17 protein-coding genes are annotated in these 18,553 nt (G+C 71.6%); 5 read left to right on the forward strand and 12 right to left on the reverse strand.

Going from position 1 to position 18,553, the window contains the following annotated elements; all coding sequences use genetic code 11:
* The 6 genes from ACERMF_RS04885 to ACERMF_RS04910 all read right to left on the reverse strand — a co-directional run.
* Positions 1-156, reverse strand: a 156-nt coding sequence (locus ACERMF_RS04885) for a leucine zipper domain-containing protein (RefSeq protein WP_373668368.1), incomplete at its 3' end; no start/stop codon positions are given.
* Between the two features lie 118 nt (positions 157-274).
* Positions 275-469, reverse strand: a complete 195-nt coding sequence (locus ACERMF_RS04890; RefSeq protein WP_373667912.1) for a hypothetical protein — start codon at positions 467-469, stop codon at positions 275-277.
* Positions 470-560: 91 nt separating this feature from the next.
* Positions 561-1,394, reverse strand: a complete 834-nt coding sequence (locus ACERMF_RS04895; protein ID WP_373667913.1) for a YsnF/AvaK domain-containing protein — start codon at positions 1,392-1,394, stop codon at positions 561-563.
* 206 nt (positions 1,395-1,600) lie between these two features.
* Positions 1,601-2,242, reverse strand: a complete 642-nt coding sequence (locus ACERMF_RS04900; protein ID WP_373667914.1) for a PRC-barrel domain-containing protein — start codon at positions 2,240-2,242, stop codon at positions 1,601-1,603.
* A 93-nt stretch (positions 2,243-2,335) separates the two neighbouring features.
* Positions 2,336-3,082: a regulatory protein RecX gene (locus tag ACERMF_RS04905; RefSeq protein ID WP_373667915.1), complete on the reverse strand. Its 747-nt coding sequence runs from the start codon at positions 3,080-3,082 to the stop codon at positions 2,336-2,338.
* 1 nt (position 3,083) lies between these two features.
* Positions 3,084-6,521 (reverse strand): LAGLIDADG family homing endonuclease, encoded by a 3,438-nt coding sequence (locus ACERMF_RS04910; RefSeq protein ID WP_373667916.1) that lies wholly within the window; start codon positions 6,519-6,521, stop codon positions 3,084-3,086.
* 263 nt (positions 6,522-6,784) lie between these two features.
* On the opposite strand from ACERMF_RS04910, the gene ACERMF_RS04915 reads away from it, so the two are divergent.
* Positions 6,785-7,552: a PolC-type DNA polymerase III gene (locus tag ACERMF_RS04915; RefSeq protein WP_373667917.1), complete on the forward strand. Its 768-nt coding sequence runs from the start codon at positions 6,785-6,787 to the stop codon at positions 7,550-7,552.
* 72 nt (positions 7,553-7,624) lie between these two features.
* Here ACERMF_RS04915 and thpR read toward each other — a convergent pair whose 3' ends face one another.
* The 5 genes from thpR to ACERMF_RS04940 form a co-directional block, all read right to left on the reverse strand.
* Positions 7,625-8,167 carry an RNA 2',3'-cyclic phosphodiesterase gene (gene thpR, locus ACERMF_RS04920; protein ID WP_373667918.1) on the reverse strand — a complete coding sequence of 181 codons (543 nt, stop codon included), beginning with the start codon at positions 8,165-8,167 and terminating at the stop codon, positions 7,625-7,627.
* A gap of 7 nt (positions 8,168-8,174) precedes the next feature.
* Positions 8,175-9,476 carry a CinA family nicotinamide mononucleotide deamidase-related protein gene (locus ACERMF_RS04925; protein ID WP_373667919.1) on the reverse strand — a complete coding sequence of 434 codons (1,302 nt, stop codon included), beginning with the start codon at positions 9,474-9,476 and terminating at the stop codon, positions 8,175-8,177.
* On the reverse strand, positions 9,473-10,096 hold the full coding sequence (pgsA, locus tag ACERMF_RS04930) for a CDP-diacylglycerol--glycerol-3-phosphate 3-phosphatidyltransferase (protein ID WP_373667920.1): 624 nt from the start codon (positions 10,094-10,096) through the stop codon (positions 9,473-9,475). The genes ACERMF_RS04925 and pgsA overlap by 4 nt, the downstream gene beginning before the upstream one ends.
* Positions 10,093-11,721: a 30S ribosomal protein S12 methylthiotransferase RimO gene (gene rimO, locus ACERMF_RS04935; protein ID WP_373667921.1), complete on the reverse strand. Its 1,629-nt coding sequence runs from the start codon at positions 11,719-11,721 to the stop codon at positions 10,093-10,095. The genes pgsA and rimO overlap by 4 nt, the downstream gene beginning before the upstream one ends.
* Positions 11,722-11,782: 61 nt before the next feature.
* Entirely contained in the window at positions 11,783-12,565 is a 783-nt protein-coding gene (locus ACERMF_RS04940) for a helix-turn-helix domain-containing protein (RefSeq protein WP_373667922.1), read from the reverse strand.
* 179 nt (positions 12,566-12,744) lie between these two features.
* Between ACERMF_RS04940 and ACERMF_RS04945 the strand changes: the two genes are divergently transcribed.
* Complete coding sequence (locus ACERMF_RS04945) at positions 12,745-13,053, forward strand: hypothetical protein (protein WP_373667923.1); 309 nt, start codon at positions 12,745-12,747, stop codon at positions 13,051-13,053.
* Between the two features lie 54 nt (positions 13,054-13,107).
* On the opposite strand, the gene ACERMF_RS04950 is transcribed toward ACERMF_RS04945, so the two are convergent.
* Entirely contained in the window at positions 13,108-15,606 is a 2,499-nt protein-coding gene (locus ACERMF_RS04950) for a DNA translocase FtsK (RefSeq protein ID WP_373667924.1), read from the reverse strand.
* 288 nt (positions 15,607-15,894) lie between these two features.
* Between ACERMF_RS04950 and ACERMF_RS04955 the strand changes: the two genes are divergently transcribed.
* From ACERMF_RS04955 to ACERMF_RS04965, 3 genes are all read left to right on the forward strand, one after another.
* Entirely contained in the window at positions 15,895-16,644 is a 750-nt protein-coding gene (locus ACERMF_RS04955) for a hypothetical protein (RefSeq protein ID WP_373668369.1), read from the forward strand.
* 88 nt (positions 16,645-16,732) lie between these two features.
* On the forward strand, positions 16,733-17,548 hold the full coding sequence (locus tag ACERMF_RS04960) for a class F sortase (protein ID WP_373667925.1): 816 nt from the start codon (positions 16,733-16,735) through the stop codon (positions 17,546-17,548).
* A gap of 46 nt (positions 17,549-17,594) precedes the next feature.
* Positions 17,595-18,551, forward strand: coding sequence for an AAA family ATPase (locus ACERMF_RS04965; protein WP_373667926.1), 957 nt, complete (start codon positions 17,595-17,597; stop codon positions 18,549-18,551).
* The last annotated feature ends 2 nt before the right edge of the window (positions 18,552-18,553 follow it).

An 18,553-nucleotide genomic window follows, 5' to 3' on the forward strand; every position in this document is an offset into this window, starting at 1 on the left:
GCCTTCCTCGTCGTAGCGGCGTAGCCACTTGTGCGCGGTCGCACGCGAGACACCCTGGGCCACGGCCGCGCGGGCGACGGGCCAGCCTGCGAACCGGATCCGCTCGATCAGCAGCCGTCGACCTTCGATCGAAAGCTTCGCCCTACGATGCTCCACGAGAGCCTCCCGTTAGCTCGTTCTTCGCCGGATGAGCCGGGAGGCTCTCACTCTGTGAACAACGTTGCGAGGAACTACAGCTAGCGGAGCGGTGCGGCGGCCCCGGTGCTGGCCCTCGCTAGTCGCGGTCGCGTGACGTCCCGCCCTCGGCGGGCAGGTCGTCGGGACCCTCCGACGGGGTCGTCTGCTCGCCGCCGGGCGGTGGGAGCGGCGCGGTCTCGTCGAGCAGGCCGTCGTGGTCGACCTCGTCATCGACGGTGTCGTCCGTGACGATGTCGGGATGGTGTTCGTCGGGGTGGTGGTCGGCACTCATGGCCTCGCTCCTTCGTCTGCCGGAACGACACCGGGGTGCCGGCGGCGGGTGGAACCGCCCACCGACACCCCGGTGATTCGATCGATCGACGTCAGCGACGCGTGTCGTCGCGGGACTCCTCGAGACCGGCGACGTCGATCTCTTCCTTGCGGACGTCGTCCTCGACCCGCGCCTCGTCGGTGTGGACGTCCTTGTCGAGGCGCACGCGCTCCTTCGGGACCGCCTGCTTCTCCACGACCGGCTGCTCCTCGTGGAGCACGACCTCGTGCTCCTCCTCGGAGATCGCCGGACCGTCGGTGGCCCGGTCGACGTTGCCGTCGGTGATCGGCTCACGCTCGATGTGGACCTCTTCGCGCTGGACCGGCACGGTCTTGGTGACGTGCTCGGTCACGACGTGCTTGCGCAGCCGTGCGCGTCCGACCTCGCGACGCTCCTTGCCGACGTGCAGTTCCTCCTCGGAACGCGTCATCGCGTCGTCGGTGGTCGGCCCGGACGTATCGTGGCCGACGGTGCCGTGGTCGTTACGGTCGGTCGTCATACCGCCCGTGACGGGCTCGCCGGTCCGCCCGACGTCGTCGCGGTCGTCGCGCAGCGTGTCGCCGTAGGACTGGTCGTAGTCCATGCCGTAGTAGCGGTACAGCTCGGCCTCGTCGGAGGGCTCGAGGTGCCCGTCGGCGTCGATGTTCGGCGCGTCCTTGATCTTGTCCTTGGTGTAGCCGACGCGCAGGTCATCGCCGTCGATCGTGGCGTTCTGGATCGGCACGAAGGACGAGCGCGTCCCAAACAGGCCGGTGTTCACCAGCGCGAAGGTCGGCTCACCGGTGACGTCGTCGACGAAGACCGTGTCGACGTTGCCGATCTTGTCGCCGGAACTGTCATAGGCGGTCGCGCCCATGACGCGGTCGAGCTCCTGCTTGCCAATCATGCCTGTCCTTTTTCGTCGGTGATTCGTACCCCTACGAAACCGGCCGCGACCCTGTTGCGCCGCCCGCGAATCCCCCCGACCGCTCGGGGCACAACGTTCCCCTGTCCGGACACGGATCACCCGGCGGGGTACCCGTCCAATTCGACCAGACGTGGCACCGTCGCCGGGCGGGGGACGCGCGGGCGTACCGAAGAAGGTGGCGCGAGCTAACGGACCGCGTCCGCGTCGCCGCGGCGGCTACGACCGTCGTCGGCGTGCGAGGCGGGATCTCCGAGGCGTCGCAGGCGTAGGCGCTCCTCGGGCGACGCCCGCGGGCCGTCGAGGGTCGGGTCGAAGCCCTGGTCCGCGATCAGGTCGGCGCCGCTGGGCAGGTCGTCGCCCGGGATGCCCGTGTCGTCGCCGGTGCTACCGGCGTCGCGCATCGCGTCGCCTTCGTCCGCCGCACTGGAGCCGCTGCCGCTCCGGACGTCGGTATCAGGCCGGGTCCGCTCGTCATGCGAGGGACGGAGGTGGTCGTCGTCGGCATCTTCTTCCGTGGCCGGGATGCCGTAGTAGCGGTACAGCTCGAGTTCCTGGTCGGCGTCGAGCCGGTCGTCGGCGTCCACGTTCGGCGCGTCGTTCACCCGCTCGCGGGAGTAGGCGACGTGCAGTTCGCCGTCGCGGAAGTTCGCGTCGGCGAGTGGGACGAATGACGATCGGGTGCCGAAGAGGCCGGTCCTGATCGCGGCGAACGTGCCCTCGTCGGTCTGGGTGTCGACGAACACCGTGTCCACGGTGCCGAGTTCCTGCCCGTCGTGGTCGTATGCCGCTGCGCCGATGAGCTGGTAGAGGTCCTGTTTACCGAGCATGTGGCCCCCGTTCGGATGGGTCGTGTCACCACCCAACTCGATCCCGCCCTCCGGCGGGGGCAGGTACCGCCACCGTGCGTCGGGGGCCGCGCATCAGCGCCCGGCGGTCCGCTGGGCGTCCCTTGCGGTGAACACCGCCTCGCGGGCGACCTTGCGCGCCAGTCCGTCGTTGTAGCCGCGGCGGGCGACATGGGCGGCGACGCGACGGACCGCGGCCTCGGGCGACAGACCGCTGGTGCGCTGCGCCTTCTCGCGGGCCAGGGCGTAGGCCGCGGCTTCGGGATCTTCGCGATCCGCGGCGGCCAACGCGGCGTCGAGCAACGGGGGCGCAAACCCCCGCTCACGCAGGTCGCGCCGGATCCTGGCCGGTGCGTGCCCCTTCCGACGGCGTTCGTCGACGAGCGCGGCGACCATCGCCTCGTCGTCGACGAGCCGCTCACGCCTGGCGCGCTCGAGTGCCTGCTCGATCACCGGCTCGGCCACGTCGCGCTCGCGGAGCTTGTCCCGCAGTCGTTGTTCGCTCTGCGGCGTCATGCTGGTCGAGCGCCGGAGGAACGCGACGGCCTCGGCGACGTCGTCCTCCATACGGGGCGTGGCGGCGTCGGTGGTGGCGGCGCGTTCGTCCGCGCGCCGCACCGCCGCGTCAGCGGCGTCTTCGGCCAGGCGCTGCACCTCACGGCGGCTCGGTGGCGTGGCCGCGTCGGCGGACGGCGCCGCTGCCTCGGGACCTGGATCGGCCGGCGCCGGGTCCGGTGGCGGGGTGAGCGGGACCCGGATGGGATCGCGCTCGACCCCCCGGTCGGCGAGCCAGGCTTCGGCGTCCTTGTAGGGCCCCGCCACGTCAGTCCTCCAGGTCGTCGAACTCGGCGTCATCGGCTGCCAGCGGGTTCACGCCCAGCTTGTCCTTGACCTTCTTCTCGATCTCGAGCGCGACGTCGCGGTGCTCCTTGAGGAAGTTGCGGGCGTTCTCCTTGCCCTGCCCCAGCTGCTCGCCGTCGTAGGTGTACCAAGCACCCGCCTTGCGGATGATCGACTCCTCGACCCCGACGTCGATCAGCGAGCCCTCCCTGGAGATGCCCTCGCCGTAGAGGATGTCGAACTCGGCCTGGCGGAACGGTGGCGCCACCTTGTTCTTCACGACCTTCACGCGGACCCGGTTGCCGACCGCGTCGGTGCCGTCCTTCAACGTCTCGATCCGGCGGACGTCGAGCCGTACCGAGCTGTAGAACTTCAGCGCGCGCCCACCCGGCGTCGTTTCCGGCGAGTTGTGCACCACGACGCCGTCGGCGAGATACGTGTGCGTGCCCTCGATCTCGAGGTCGAAACGGTGCGTCTGTGCTCCGTTAGGAGCGCCACGCGTGATCTCCACCACGGGCATCGGCGTGGCGACCGTTCGCGGCGCCTCGAACGAGGCCTCGACCGAGAACTGGCCCTGGAAACGGGGCAGCAACTTGTACTGCATGGACGGGTGCACGTACGGCGCGACGAGTTCGTGGAACTTGGCCGTCTCGGCCGTAGGGAACTGCAAGATCGCGTTGCCTCCGCGCTCGACCAGCTTCGCTTCGATCCCCCAGGTGTCCGCCAGCAGGGCGCGCAGTCGTTCCCGGCTGGTGGCCTCGAACGCCTCGACACAGATCTCGCTGCGACCGGATCCGCCGCGCGTGCGCTCCTGCGCTCCCTTCGACCGCAACGTGAACGTTCCATCGTCCATGTACCAGACCGCCAGGGACAGCGGTGTCAGGCGCTTCAGGTAGTCCCAGCTGAGGACCTTCTTGCCGCCGATGTACACCGCACGGCGCAGTTCGGCGAGTTCGGGCAGCGGCTGCACGTCGTAGAACACCGCCTCCTTCTCGTTCGTGCTGCGCGAGACGGTGACGTTGGCGAACAGCGACGCCTTCCACTCGGCGTACGCCAGTTGCTGCTTTCCGTGCCCGAATCGGAAGCGCGCGCCGTGGCCGCTGCGCGAGGGCGAAAGGGCGCCGTCGCCCATGAGGCCTCCGAGCAGCACGTCCCACTGCAACGGCGACAGGTGGTGCTCCACCGCCTGCAGGACCGTGTCGCCCACGGCAAGCTCACCCGCGTGCACCCAGCCGTGCGGGGTGGAGATCAGGTGGTTTTCGGTGACCGAGAACTGCGAGCGTCCGTTCCCCGAGCCACGCGCGACGGTGAACCGCAGGAATTCGTCGGTGGGTCCGTTGTCGAACCAGTTGACGACCTTCTTCGGCGCGAACTCGCCCGTCTCCGGGTCGTAGGAGAGCACCTCGACCGGCAGCTTCTGGTTGACGATCTTGCCGATCTTCTCCTGCGTGCCGTCGGCGAGCGTCACCCGCGTCGAATACGAAAAACAGCCGAACATGACGCCGATTTTTTCGCGGAGCTGGTTGATGAAGACGGCGCAGGTGTTGGAGCGGTGCAGCGAGCCGGAGAGCTTGCGCAACGCCTGCGACATCAGGCGTGCCTGCAGGCCGACGTGGCTGTCGCCCATCTCGCCTTCGATCTCCGCACGTGGCGTGAGCGCGGCGACCGAGTCGATGACGATGATGTCCACGGCGTTGGAGCGCACCAGCATGTCGGCGATCTCGAGCGCCTGCTCGCCCGTGTCCGGCTGCGACACGAGCAGTTCGTTGATGTCGACCCCGAGCGCGCGGGCGTAGACGGGGTCGAGGGCGTGCTCGGCGTCGATGAACGCCGCGATGCCACCGAGCTTCTGCGCCTCGGCGACGGCGTGGAGAGCAACCGTGGTGTTGTGGGAGAGCACACCGTTGGCCAGGAAGCTGTGCGTCTCGGGTACGACGACGTCGAAGGTGGGTACCGAACCGACCGACTCGATCGCGGTGATGCGCTCGTAGGTCAGCGGACGCGCGGCGAGTTCGTGCAGCTGCGCCACGAGGGGCTTCGCGCTGGCGGGCACGTGCTTGGACTCGATCCACGTGAGCGCACCGAGCAGCCGACTGGGCGAGCAGTCGATGCTGCCGTCCGACCGTCCGGTGAGGTCTTCCCGTCGCAGGTCGCCGATGAGGGCGTCCAGCTCACGGTCACCGCCGAGGGCGTCACGCAGGTCGAAGAGCAGTTCGCGCACGTTCGGCAGATGCTCGTGGCGCGATGCCGGGGCCGTGCCGGGCGCGGTCGCGAGGTGTCGCTCGACCTGGTCGGCCCGCCGCTTCGAACGGAACCCGATCTGCTCCAGGAACCGGTGCACCCCACCAGGGCCGACGAGCACGGTGTGGTAGTTCCGGTCGAGTTCGTCGTGGTGCCGCGAGGAACGGGTGGCCGGGATTCCGAGCCCGTACAGCAGCAGCTGTACCTGCTCCGCCAGCGTCTCGGACGCCGTGGTCAGGCCGACCCCGGGACCACGCTCGATCCAGCCGTCGCCCTCGTACAGCGCGGACAGGAACGCCCGCTGGATCTTCGGCCCGCCGGTACGGACGGCGTGGGGGATGTCCTTGCCCGCGGACAGGCGGAAGCTGAGTCCGTACTCGTCGGCCAGGCGCTGCCGGAGCGCCGTGTCATGGACCCGGTGCTCCTTGTCCTGGTAGGTGACGACGCGGCTCCGGTCGACGCCGAGCACGTGCTCGAGCAGCGAGACGTACTCCTCGTAGACGTCGGCGTCGTGCGCGTTGGTGAACTGGACCCCGCTCCTGGCGTTCTCCCCGAGCGAGCCCTCCGCGACCAGGTAGCCCAACAGGACCGCCTCGTCCTCGCTCAGGTCGCTGCCGCCGGTCGCCGTTTCGGCACCGAAGAGCGCCGAGACCAGGACGTCGCCCTCCTGCAGGTTGCCGACGGTGCGCCAGACGATGCGCCCCCGCTCGTTGAGCACCCGAAGCGGGTGGTTGGCGGTGGCCTCGACGTGACGACCGGACTCGAGCGTGACCCGCCACACCGGCTTGCGGTTGTTGTGGGTCACCCCCGCCATCCGTTCGAGGCGGGCCTCCTCGTTGACCAGTCGGACGCCGTAGTCAGAGACGTCGGTGACGCGCGACGTGCAGCTGGCGGGCTGGTCCACCCGTGCGAACAGCTCCTCGATGGTCTCGAGGCCGTGGTCCGACCAGACGTAGGTCCTGGCCACGAGGCACTTGCCGGAACTTTCCGGACCGTAGATCTCGACCACACGGCCTCGCGGAAGCCCACCGATGCCGAGGGCAAGGTCCAGCGACAGCGCCCCGGTCGGGATCGCCGCCACCTTCACCGCGGCCTCGTCCCCGAGCCGCATCAGCGAGCCCTTGCCGAACTGCTTCTCGATGTTCGCGAGGGCGAGATCGAGGGACTTGTCCTTGTCCACGGGTGCCTCCCGGGTGAGCCGACCGCGTACCGGTCGACGTGGGTCTCGGTCGATGAGGTCGGCACGGTATGTCGCGGGTGCGACACGGCCGTGGACGAACCCCCCATCGCTGTGGACACCGACGTTATCCGAACGCTTGTTCGGACGCGAGCACCCCGGCTCCACCAGCGCTCGTCCCCCACCGACGGGCCGCCGCACGCCGGTGGCAACACCCCCGGCGGCTACGGTGTCGGCAGCCCCCACGACCGTCGAAGGCGCCCTCCATGTCCGACCCTTCCGCCGACCCCGCGACCCCCACACCGTCGGGACGCCGCTCCGGAAGGACCCGGTTCGTGTTCGTGGACACCGAGGCGACCGGCCTCGACCACGAGCGCCACGAGTTGACCGAGGTGTCGTGGATCGTCCGCTTCGAGGACGGCCGTGAGGAGGAACGCCAGTTCTTCCCCCAGCACACCATCGACGGGGCGGACGCCGACGCCCTGACACTGACGCGCTACGACGACCGGATCGCGCCGCAGGACAAGACCCCGGCGTCGGAGTGGCTCACGCTCTTCCTCGAGGACGCACAGGACGCCGTGCTGGTCGGTGCGGTGCCGGACTTCGACGCCCAGCACCTCGAGCGCATGTGCCGCAAGCTGGGGCTCGAACCGACCTGGGACCATCACCTGCTCGACGTCGAGACGCTGGCCCTGCCGCTGATCGCGCCCGGGCCCGAGGCACCGAGGAGCCTGGCCAAGACCTGCCTCGCGCTGGGAATCCCCCACGACAAGGACCAGGCCCACGGCGCGCTCTACGACGCCCGGCAGGCACGTCTCGCGTTCGACCGGATCTGGCAGCTGCTGGCCGAACTGCGCGCGACCGGCGCGCCGCTGCCGCCGCCGGTCCCCCGCGACAACGGCCGCAACGGCAACGGGAACGGCAACGGCGCCGGAGCGGTCGACCCGGGGGTGGCGAAGCAGATGGCGGCCACGCCGGCCGATCCCGACGCGCCGGACCAGCGGGCCGAGCAGGACGCCCACACCCCCCGCTGACGCCGAGGCTCGACCGGTCGGCGCCGACGCTCAATCGGTCAGCGCCGACGCTTCGTCGGTCAGCGCCGAGGCTCAGCCGATCAGCGGTGCCTCGTGTTCGACGGTGTAGCGCGCCGGGCCGCTGCCCAGCTCCGACGACCACAGCTGGATCGAGGTGGCACGCCACGCCACCGGCGGGACGCTGACCGCAGCGACCAGCGCGTCGTCGACGCGGCGTTTCCCTCCCCTGCCGAGGGTGACGTGCGGCCGTACCGCGCGCCGCTCGACCGGTAGTCCCTGGTCGGCCAGCGCGGCCTGCAGCCGCTCGCCGAGGTCGGCCACCCCGCCCGGCGGTCGGTCGACGACGCCCAGCCAAAGCACGCCCCGACCGAAGCGGCCCGCCTCGCCCGAGCGCAGGGCCAACGGCGGCGCGGCCGTCGCGACCGTGTCCACGACCGCGACGGCGTCGGCCAGGTGCTCGGCGGCCACCTCGCCGAGGAAGGCGAGGGTCACGTGCAAACGCTCGGCGGACGCCCACCGCAGTCCCTCGCCGTCACCGTCCCGGAGCTCGCGCGTGGCCGTGACCACGGCGGTACGCAGTGTGTCGGGAACCGGCAGGGCGACGAACAGGCGCACGGCCGGCTCAGCGCTCCAGCAGCCGGCGCCGCAGCAGATCGAGCGCGGCGCTTCCGAGCCGCTTGATGACCTGGCCACGGTCGCCCGGCAACAGGCGAGTGTGCACCTCGACGTGGCCGTCGGGATGCGCGAGCGCCCAGAACGCGGTGCCGACCGGCTGGCCGTTCTGCTGCTCGGGTCCGGCGCAGCCGGTCACCCCGACGCCCCAGTCGGCGCCGAACCGCTCGCGGGCCAGACGCGCCAGCTCCCGCGTCACCGCCTCGCTCACGGGGCCGTGCTCGTCCAGGATGCCGCGGTCGACGCCGAGGACGTCGTGCTTGACCTCGGTGTCGTACACGGCCATCCCGCCGAGCAACCCGTGCGAGGCACCCGGCACCAGTCCGAGGCGCGCGGCGATGTCGCCGGCCGTCGCCGACTCCGCCGTGGCGACGGTCTGATCAGCATCGCCGAGCAGCCGCAGCACCACGTCCTCGAGCTGTTCCTCGTCGAGGCCGGCGACCGCTCCCCCGAGCGCGTCGATCACCTCCTCGAGCAACGGCTGCGACGCGGCCCTGGCGGCGTCGGCGTCACTGCCGCTGACGGTCAGGCGCACCTGGATCTCGTGCGAGCGGGCGAGGAAGGACAACTCGACCGCGTCGTGGCCCTCGACGATCGGCTCGACGATCCCGGCGACGTCGGACTCCCCCTTGCCGATCACGTGGACGACGCGCGTCACCGTCGCTCGCGCACCGGCGATCGCCTGCAGTTCGGGCGCGACCTCGCGATGGAACAGCTCCTTGAGCTCCCACGGCACGCCGGGCAGGGCATAGACGCGCACCGGCCCGGGGTCGGTGATGGTCAGCGCGAACCCGGGCGCGGTGCCCACGGGCGGGAACGGCCGGCCGCCGCGGGGGATGCCGGCTTGCCTCGCGTTCTGCGGCGGCATGGCGCGGCCCATGGACGCGAACTTCTGCACGATGGCCTCTTCGAGGTCGTCGTGGTGGTCGATCTCGACGCCGGCCGCCGCGGCCACCGCCTCGCGCGTGCGGTCGTCGGAGGTGGGACCGAGCCCGCCACCGCAGATGACGACGTGGACGCGCCCGGCCAGCCACCGCAGGGTCTGGACGAACTCCTCGGTGTCGTCGCGGACCGCGACGTGGTGGACGACCTCGACGCCCATGTCGCGGAGTCGCGACGACAGCCAGGTCGCGTTGGTGTCGGTGAGGTCGCCGAGCAGCAGTTCGCTGCCGACCGAGACGATGGCCGCGCGGGCGACCTCGTCGGCGGGGACGAGCTCGACCCCGTCGAGGATGCCTGGCTGGGTGTTCACGTCGGGGTTCCTTCGCGTCGCGCCCGGGCGAGGCGGCCCGCCCGGAAGGCGTACTCGATGCCGGACCAGATGGTCAGCACGACCGCCAGGTCCAGCAACGGACCTGCCACGGTCGCGCGGACGCCCGGGGACAGATAGGCGGCGACGGCCACCACCTGGGAGACGGTCTTGGCCTTGCCCCACGAGCTGGCGGGCATGACGAGGTCGAGCCGCCGGACCAACCGGACCCGCAGCAACGTGACCGCGGCCTCCCGGGCGACGATGACGTTGACCGCCCACCACGGCAGCTCCCCGACCACCGCCAGGCTCGCGAGCGAGCCGATGATGAGCAACTTGTCGGCGATCGGATCGGCGAGCTGGCCCCATCTTGTCACGCCGTGCCAACGCCGGGCGACCCAGCCATCGATCGAGTCGGTGGCGGCCGCGAACACGAACACGCCGAACGCCCACCACCGGGCCGCCTCGCCGTCGGCGGTCAGCAGCCAGAGGATGACGGGCACGAGGAGGGCACGCAGGAACGTCAGCAGGTTGGGGACGTTGAACCAGTGCGGCTCGCCGGCACGCAGCTCCGCCAGGGGAACCGCCTCGGGTTCTTCGTCCGGCTGTGGGTGCTCGCTCACCGCCGAGCCGCGACCGCGTCACCACCCGCGTCGACGACCCGGCCGACGAGGTCGACGCCGACCGCGTCCACCACCTCGACCGTCGCTCGCGCACCGACCGGCAACGGGGCAGGTCGCCCGGATCGGTCGACCAGCTCGATCTCGCCGTCGGTGTCCGGTGCCTCGCGGTAGGAACGGGCGAGCGTCGGTCCCTCGTCGTCGTCCGCGGCCGCGCGCTCCTGGACGATCACGTCCAACCGGCGACCGACGAAGCGGCGAGCCGCCTCGTCGGCGAGACGTTCCTGCAGCTCGCCGACGCGCAGGAGGCGCTCCTGCGCCACCTCCTCGGGGACCTGGTCGGCGAAGTCGGCCGACGGGGTGCCGTCCTCGACGCTGAACGGGAACAGCCCGACCCAGTCGAGCAGGTGGGTCTCGAGGAAGTCCTCGAGCGCCGCGACGTCGGCGTCGGTCTCGCCCGGGAAGCCGAGGATGAAGTTCGAGCGGAACACCGCGTCGGGGTCCAGGTCGCGGATGCGTTCGATCATCGTGCCGAACCGCTCCGGGTCACCCGAGCGCGCCATCGCCTTCACCACCGGGCCGGAGACGTGCTGCAGCGAGAGGTCGAAATAGGACGCCACCTTGGGCAGCTCGGCCATCGCCTGGAGCAGCGGCAACGTCAGCTCGGCCGGTTGCAGGTACATGAGCCGGATGCGATCGAGGCCGTCGAGCTGCGACAGCTCGCGCAGCAGGGTCGGCTGCAGCGCCCGGCCGCCGTCGAGGTCCTTGCCCCACGAGGTCGTGTTCTCACTGACCAGCACCAGCTCGCGGGCGCCGCCGTCGACCAGCCAGGCGGCCTCGGCCAGCAACTCCTCGAGTGGTCGGCTGCGGAAGCGGCCACGGAACGAGGGGATGGCGCAGAACGTGCAGACACGGTCGCAGCCCGACGCGATCTTGAGGTACGCCCACGGTCGGGCGACGCCGCCGGTCTGGGGCAGCCGGACCGGGAAGCGCGGGCCGGTGTCGGGGACCCGGTCGAGCAGGTCCTGTGACGTCCCGGCCGGCGTGGCGACGCGGGGTGCCTCGGGCGGCAGCTCGGGGACGCTGAGGCCGAGCAGCAACGTGTCGAGGTCCGCGGCGGTGGAGGGCGTGTGGCTGCTCTGGTCCGCGGGAGCGCCGACGGGTGCGACCAGAAGGGGCAGGTCGCGGCGGGAGGGACGGGCGCCGGGATGCGCCTCGCCCACGCCGACCACGCGCTCACGCTGACGCCCGGCGAGCACGTCACCGACCACGGCGGGCAGGTCCGCGTACCCGTCGAAACCGACGATGGCATCCGCCTCGGGGATCGCCTCGGCCAGCTCGTTCGGGTAGCGCTGGGCCATGCACCCGACCACGAGCACGGCCCGGGCGCGCCCGTCCTCCTTGAGCTGGCAGGCCTCGAGGACCGTGTCGATCGACTCCTGCTTCGCCGGCGCGATGAAGGTGCAGGTGTTGACGAGCACCACGTCGGCGTCGGCCGGGTCGTCCACGACGGCGGTTCCCTCGCGGTGGAACAGGCCCGCCAGCTGCTCGGAGTCCACCTCGTTGCGCCCGCAGCCGAGGGTGACGACGGCGACGCGGTAGGCGTCGGGGGGTGCGGATGCGGACACGACGGGAACCTCGGGTGCCGGGGGCGGAACGACGGACGGAACGCGCGTCGCTCGGTGGACGTCAGGCGGTTTCGACGCCGTCGGCAGTGAACACCACTTCGACGACCTGGCCGCGCGCACCGAGCGACTCGACCTCCTCGCCGTTGACCTGGGCGCGGACGCCGCCGGCGTTGCCGAGCCGCACGCGGACCTCGTCCTGGCCCTCGAACGGCAGCGTCTCGCCCGCCGGCACGGTCTGTTCGAAGGCGATGGAGCCGTCGATGGTCACCCGCATCCACGAACTCTCCTCGAGCGCGAGGAGCACCTCGACCCCGTCGAAGGTCGGTTCGGGCTCCGGCTCGGGTTCGGGCTCGGGCTCCTCCTCGCCTGCATCCGTGCCGTCCTCGGGCTCCTCGGTCGGTTCCTCCTGGACCGGGGCGGGCGGTGCCGTGGTGGGGTCCTGGCCGGCCTGGGGCGGGGTGCGACCTGATCCGAGGGAACCGATGAAGGCGAGCCCCGCGATCACCACGACCGCCACCAGCACCCACGCGATCCACGGCGGCGGGGCACTGCGCGGCGAGGGGCGGGAGGTCGCGCTGGAGCCGACGAGGCCGACCGTGGCCAGCTGATCGCCGTGCTCGCGCCGGTACTGCTCGAGCAGTGGTTGCGGATCCAGACCGAGTTCGGCGGCGTAGTTGCGCAGGAAGCCCTTGGCGTAGATCTCGCCGCCGAAGACCTCGAACCGTTCGTCTTCCAGGGCCCGTACGTAGTCACTGCGCATGCGCAGGACCTGGGCCACGTCCTCGACGGAACGGCCCCGGTCCTCGCGTGCCGTTCGCAGCGACTCGCCGATGCCCGTGCTCACGCCTGACCGGCCTTCCCGACGCCAAACACCGACCGGAACACGAGCAGCGCCCCGGCTCACACGCCGACAGACTAGGCCGGTCGGGCCGCCCCCGCAGGACGCGCGCCCCGCGCGACCGGTCGCGACCGCGCCACTTCCCGATGACGGGATCGCGCACCGTTGTGGCTACGATGCGCGCCATGAATGCCACCTCCAAGCTCCTGCGCTCGTCGGCTGCCGCACTGGCGGCCCTCATCCTCGTCGCCGGCCCCGTCGCCGCTGCCGAGGACCCTGCCGCGCCCGAGGCCGGCGAGGGCTCGGAAGAGGTCGTCGGCGACCACGGCGAGGGCACCTCCGACCGCTACCAGATCGCCGAGACGCCCCGCCAGCAGGTCGGCCTGCTGCTGCTCGGCGCGCTCGGCGTCGGTACCTGGCTCGCGGCCGGCAATGCACGGCGTCAGCTCAAGGGAGAACGCCCCCAGGCGACCGGCGAGTTCCGCTGGCGGTGACCCCCCGCGACGCGTCCAGGAGGCCGACCGGGCCTCCGCGCGCAGGGTGACGGTTCAGAGCACGTTGGCGGCCCGTGCCTCGTCGAGCTCCTCGGGTGTCCACAGCACGTCGCGGGCCTTCGACCCCTCGTTCGGTCCCACCACGCCGAGCTCCTCGAGTTCGTCCATGAGCCGACCGGCGCGCGCGAACCCGATGCGCAGCTTCCGCTGCAGCATCGAGGTGGAGCCCAGTCCCGAGACCACGACCTGCTCGGCCGCGCGGCGCAGCAGCGCCTCGTCGGAGTCGTCGTCGCCGGACCGGGTCGAGTCGGCACGCTCGGCCGCCTCGCCGGTCTTGACCACGGCCTGCTCGTACTCGGCCTCGCGCTGCTGCTTGCAGTACGCCACCGCCGAGGTGACCTCGCGCTCGGTGACCCAGCAGCCCTGCAGGCGCGACGGCTTGCCCTGGCTGGCGGGCAGGAACAGCATGTCGCCCTTGCCGACCAGCTTCTCGGCACCGTTCATGTCGATGATGGTGCGGGAGTCCGTCTGCGACGCGACCGCCAGGGCGAGACGCGACGGGATGTTGGCCTTGATCAATCCGGTGATGACGTCGACGGACGGCCGCTGCGTCGCGATGACCATGTGGATGCCGACCGCACGCGCCATCTGCGCGATGCGGCAGATCGCGTCCTCGACGTCCCGGGGGGCGACCAGCATCAGGTCCGCGAGCTCGTCGATCACGAGCAGGATGTAGGGCAGCTCGCGGGGCTCGAGGTCCTGCCCGTCGGGACCCGGCCGCGGCGCGACGTCGCCGGCGCGGACGGCGTCGTTGTAGCCGTCGATGTTGCGGAACCCGAGGTGGGCCAGCAGTTCGTAGCGCTGCTCCATCTCCTTGACGCACCACTGCACCGCGTCGGCGGCTCGGCGCGGATCCGTGACGACCGGGGACAGCAGGTGCGGGGTGCCCTCGTAGCCGTTGAGCTCGACCCGCTTGGGGTCGATGAGGATCATGCGGACCTGGTCGGGCTTCGCGCGCATGATGATCGAGGTGATCATCCCGTTGAGCGTCACCGACTTGCCCGACCCGGTCGCGCCCGAGACCAGCAGGTGCGGCATGGTGGCGAGGTTGACCAGCGCGGGGTTGCCGGCGATGTCGACGCCGAGCGCCACCGTCAGCGGGTGCGGGTCGCGTTGCGCTTCGGGCGAGCGCAGGATGTCGCCGAGGGTGATCAGGTCGCGCTGCCGGTTGGGGACCTCGACGCCGATGGCGGACTTGCCCGGGATCGGCGCCACGATGCGCACGTCGGGCGCCGCGAGCGCGTAGGCGATGTCGTCGCCCATGTTGGCGACCTTCTTGACCTGCACGCCGGGCCCGAGCTCGATCTCGAACCGGGTGACCGTCGGCCCCCTGGACCAGCGGGCCACCGTGGCGTCGATGCCGAACTGGTCGAAGGTCTCCTGCAGGGCGGCGGTCTGTGCCTCGATGGTGCGGGTGGACTCCTTGCCCATCTTCTTGCCGGCGGCGAGCAACTGCATCGTCGGCAGTTGGTAGTCGTCCCACGACGTGATCGGCGACACCTTGGTCGCCTTCTTCGTCGCGGGATCCGTCACGCCGCCGCGCGCCGCACCGACCGGCGGGTCGGGGACGCGCCCGGCGAGGCGGTCGGCGGCGGTGCCGTCGTCCCCGTCCGGGTCGGACCTGCGGGCCGGTCCCTCGCTGTCGTGGAGTTCGGGTTGCTCGAACGCCTTGTTCGCCAGCGTCGCCCGGACGCGGGTCGCCGCGACCGTGTCCGGTGCGGCCGAGGCGACGTCGTCAGCTGCCGGCGTGGACTTCCTCCGGCGGTCCTTCGCCGCGATCCGCTGGGTGACGTCGGGGTCGTCGTCCGTCTCCGCGGCCTCGTCAGCCACCCGCGGGGCCCGGGTGAACACGCCCTTGATGGCGGCGATCACGGCGGAGAACGGGGTCTTGGTGACGACCAGCAGGCCGAGGGAGATGAACGCGACGACGACTGCACCCGCGCCCCACACCGACAGGGCGGCCGTCAACGGTGTGCCGATCGCCCAGCCGAGCAGTCCGCCGGCCAGCCACAGGCCACGGACGCCGTCCGCGGGTTCGGGCCCACCGGCCATCAGGTGCAGCAGTCCCAGCAGCCCGACACCCAACAGGAACGCGCCCACGCCGATGCGCCCCAGCTCCGGACTCGGCCGGCCGATGACGACCAGCACGCCGAACCAGGCCAGCAGGACCGGCACGGCGTAGCCGAGCAGCCCGAGGAGACCGAGGGAGACCGCCTCGAGGAAGCTGCCGACCGGCCCGGCGGCGTCGGCGTAGGTGCCGAGCGCCGTCAGGACGCCGAGCAGGATCAACAGGATCCCGAGCGCGTCCTGCTTCTGCGCGGACAGGTGCTCCCCGAAGGCGCTGCCCGCCTTCGACACGGTCCCCTGCTTGCGGGTGGTCGTCCGGCTCGCGCCCTTGGCGCCGCCGCGAGCCGTGCTGCCCCGCGCCGCGGGGCGGCGTGGGGCGGGCTTTCCCCGGCTCTTCTTCGGCGGGTTCTTGGTGGTGGACGCCACGGCGACTCGTTCCCCTGGCACGTCGGACTCGTCGCGCGCGTGCACGCGCCCGAGCGCCTGGTCGGCTCGGCGATCCCAGGATAACGGGCAAAGACACGCCTGGAACTACACGTTCGACGGCGGGCGCACGGACTCGCGTCCGCTGCGGACACCCGACCGGATTGCTGGCCGCGCGGCTGCACCCCGTCCGTCGTCGTCGGGCGACCACGACACAACCCCGGACGCGGGCCCGGCGAACCACTGCTGCACGAGCCGACAACCCGACCCAAGGAGCTCATGGTGCGCCGCATGTTGACCACGATCGCCGTATCCGGCGCAGTACTCGCGTTGCCCGCGACTGCTGCGTTCGCCCAGACCCCTCACACCTACTCCGCCAATCTGACGCAGGCCAACGACTCCGGCGCCAGCGGCACCGTCACGATCGAACTCGACGGCACCACCGCCGACGTCAGCATCCAGGGTCGGAACTTCTTCGACGGCTTCCCGCACGCGATCCACTTCCACGGTGAGCCGGGCGGCGACAACGTCTGTGGCCCGCTGAACCCGGGTGACGCCGGCTTCGACGAGGCCGACGAGGACGGCGACGGCATCCTCAGCGTCGTCGAGGGCGTCCCGTCCTACGGTGGCGTGACCGTGTCGCTGACCACCGAGGGTGACACCAGCCCCGAGAGCGCGCTCGCCGTCGACCGCTTCCCGACCTCGGGGACCCTCGACTACCACCGCACCATCGAGCTGCCGCAGGAGGTCGCGGACAACCTCAGCACCCTGCACGTCGTGGTGCACGCGACCGACCTCAACGGCTCCGGCGAGATCGGTGACCGCGGGATCCCGAGCTCGCTGGACCCCGAACTCGACATCGAGGCAACCGCGCCGGCCGCCTGTGGTCAGATCACCGCCATGGCCGCCGGTGGGGTCGCGACCGGTGCCGGTGGCGCCGCGACCAACGACAACGCGGCCTCGTCCGCCCTGGCGGGGGCCGCCGGCCTCGGTGCGCTGGGCGTCGTCGCGCTCCGTCGCCGTCGTGGCGAGACGAGCTGACCCACTCCGGTGTCCGGTCGGCTCCATCGCGCACCAGGGAGCCGGCCGGGCACCCGGCCACCGTCCCACCATCGAGGAAGGACTCCCCGTGTTCCGGTTCCCACGGCGGCTCGCCGCCTCCCTTCCCGCCGCGCTGCTGCTGACGGCGTGCGGCACGGGCGAACCCGGTACCGCCGCACCCGATGGGGCCCTCGCGGGTGACACCGTCGCGACGGGCGATGCCCACGACCATCACACCATGGAGGAGCACGAGGCGTTCCTCGACGGGTTGTCCGGGAGCGACGCCGACGCCGTCGAGGTCGCGGGCTCGGTCACCGAACGGACCATCGCGCAGCTGCGCGCCATGGACCCGCAGCGGCTCGCCTCCCTGCACGACCATGGCGGGCACGACGCCCACACCGACCACGCCGGCCACGCCGACGACACCGACCCGGAGCGCGCGGCCACCCATCCCAACGGCATCGACCCCGTCCGCGTCGTCATCCCGGCCATCGGCGTCGACGCCGACGTCGTCGAGCTCGGCCTCGAGGCCAACGGCGAGATGGAGGTACCGACCGACTTCGCGCAGACGGGCTGGTTCCGCCATGGACCGCGCCCGGGACGGGTCGGACCGGCCGTCATCGCCGGCCACGTCGACGACCGCAACGGCCCCGCCGTCTTCCATCGGTTGCGCGAGCTGACCGCCGGAGACGAGATCCAGGTGCACGGCGAGCAGGGCGAGATCGTCACGTTCACGGTCCGCGAACTCGAGCGGCACCCCAAGGACGACTTCCCCACCGAACGGGTCTATGCCGGGACGCCGGGTCCGGAGCTGCGCCTGATCACCTGCGGGGGCGACTTCGACCGCGACGCCCGCAGCTACCGCGACAACGTCATCGTGTACGCCGAGCGCACCGACGTGTGACGGCGATGGCGCCGACGGCGACGCGAACCCCGTACGCTCCGCGGCCATGGACACGCTCTCCGCCTCTGCGTTCGCCCGCTCCGTCCTCGACGCGGCCGGCACGGCCGTCGTCGGCCTCGACGACCAACTCGAACTGGTCGTGATCGGCATGCTCGCCGGCGGGCACGTGCTGGTCGAGGACGTCCCCGGTACCGGCAAGACCTCGGCCGTCCGCGCGCTCGCCGCGGTGACCGGACTGCCGTTCGGGCGCCTGCAGTGCACCCCGGACCTGTTGCCCACCGAGGTGACCGGGGTCAACGTCTACGACCAGGCGACGGGCGAGTTCCGGTTCCGCAGGGGGCCGGTGTTCCGGTCGCTGCTGCTGGTCGACGAGATCAACCGCGCCACGCCGCGCACCCAGGCCGCCCTGCTCGAGGCCATGGCGGAGCGCCAGGTCACCGTCGATGGCGAATCCCACCCGCTCGGTCGCGAGTTCACCGTCATCGCGACCCAGAACCCCGTCGAGCAGGCCGGCACGTTCCCGCTGCCGGAAGCGCAGATGGACCGGTTCCTCCTGCGGGTCTCCTTCGGCTACCCGACCCGCGACGCCCACCGTGACATCCTGCGCGGCCGGCGGGGCGCCGAACCCCTGGAGCACCTGTCGCCCGTCGTCGCCGCGATGGACGCGCTGCCCGGACTCTGGGACGAGGTCGGGCGCGTCCACGTCGATCCCAGTGTCGAGGACTATGTGCTGGACCTCGTCGATGGCCTGCGCGGCCACGAGGAGATCGCCGTCGGCCCCTCGGTGCGCGCGGTGCTGATGCTCGAGCAGGCCGCCCGGGCGACCGCCGCCGTCGCCGGCCGTGACCACGTCCTTCCCGACGACGTCAAGCGCCTCGCCGTGCCGCTGCTCGCCCACCGGCTGGTCCTGCACGAGGACGCGGGCGTGCACGGGCGCGACCCGGACACGCTGGTCGCCGAGGTGCTGGCGGGGACGCGTGTGCCGGTGCAACTGGACCGCTGAGC

The organism is Egicoccus sp. AB-alg6-2, assembly GCF_041821025.1.
In the GTDB taxonomy this organism is placed as follows: Bacteria; Actinomycetota; Nitriliruptoria; order Nitriliruptorales; family Nitriliruptoraceae; genus Egicoccus.

Coding starts and splice junctions, on each gene's coding strand:
- ACERMF_RS04945 (WP_373667923.1), top strand. CDS start 12,745: ATGAATGCCACCTCCAAGCTCCTGCGCTCGTCGGCTGCCGCACTGGCG.
- ACERMF_RS04895 (WP_373667913.1), bottom strand. CDS start 1,394: ATGATTGGCAAGCAGGAGCTCGACCGCGTCATGGGCGCGACCGCCTAT.
- ACERMF_RS04965 (WP_373667926.1), top strand. CDS start 17,595: ATGGACACGCTCTCCGCCTCTGCGTTCGCCCGCTCCGTCCTCGACGCG.
- ACERMF_RS04900 (WP_373667914.1), bottom strand. CDS start 2,242: ATGCTCGGTAAACAGGACCTCTACCAGCTCATCGGCGCAGCGGCATAC.
- ACERMF_RS04890 (WP_373667912.1), bottom strand. CDS start 469: ATGAGTGCCGACCACCACCCCGACGAACACCATCCCGACATCGTCACG.
- ACERMF_RS04955 (WP_373668369.1), top strand. CDS start 15,895: ATGTTGACCACGATCGCCGTATCCGGCGCAGTACTCGCGTTGCCCGCG.
- ACERMF_RS04915 (WP_373667917.1), top strand. CDS start 6,785: ATGTCCGACCCTTCCGCCGACCCCGCGACCCCCACACCGTCGGGACGC.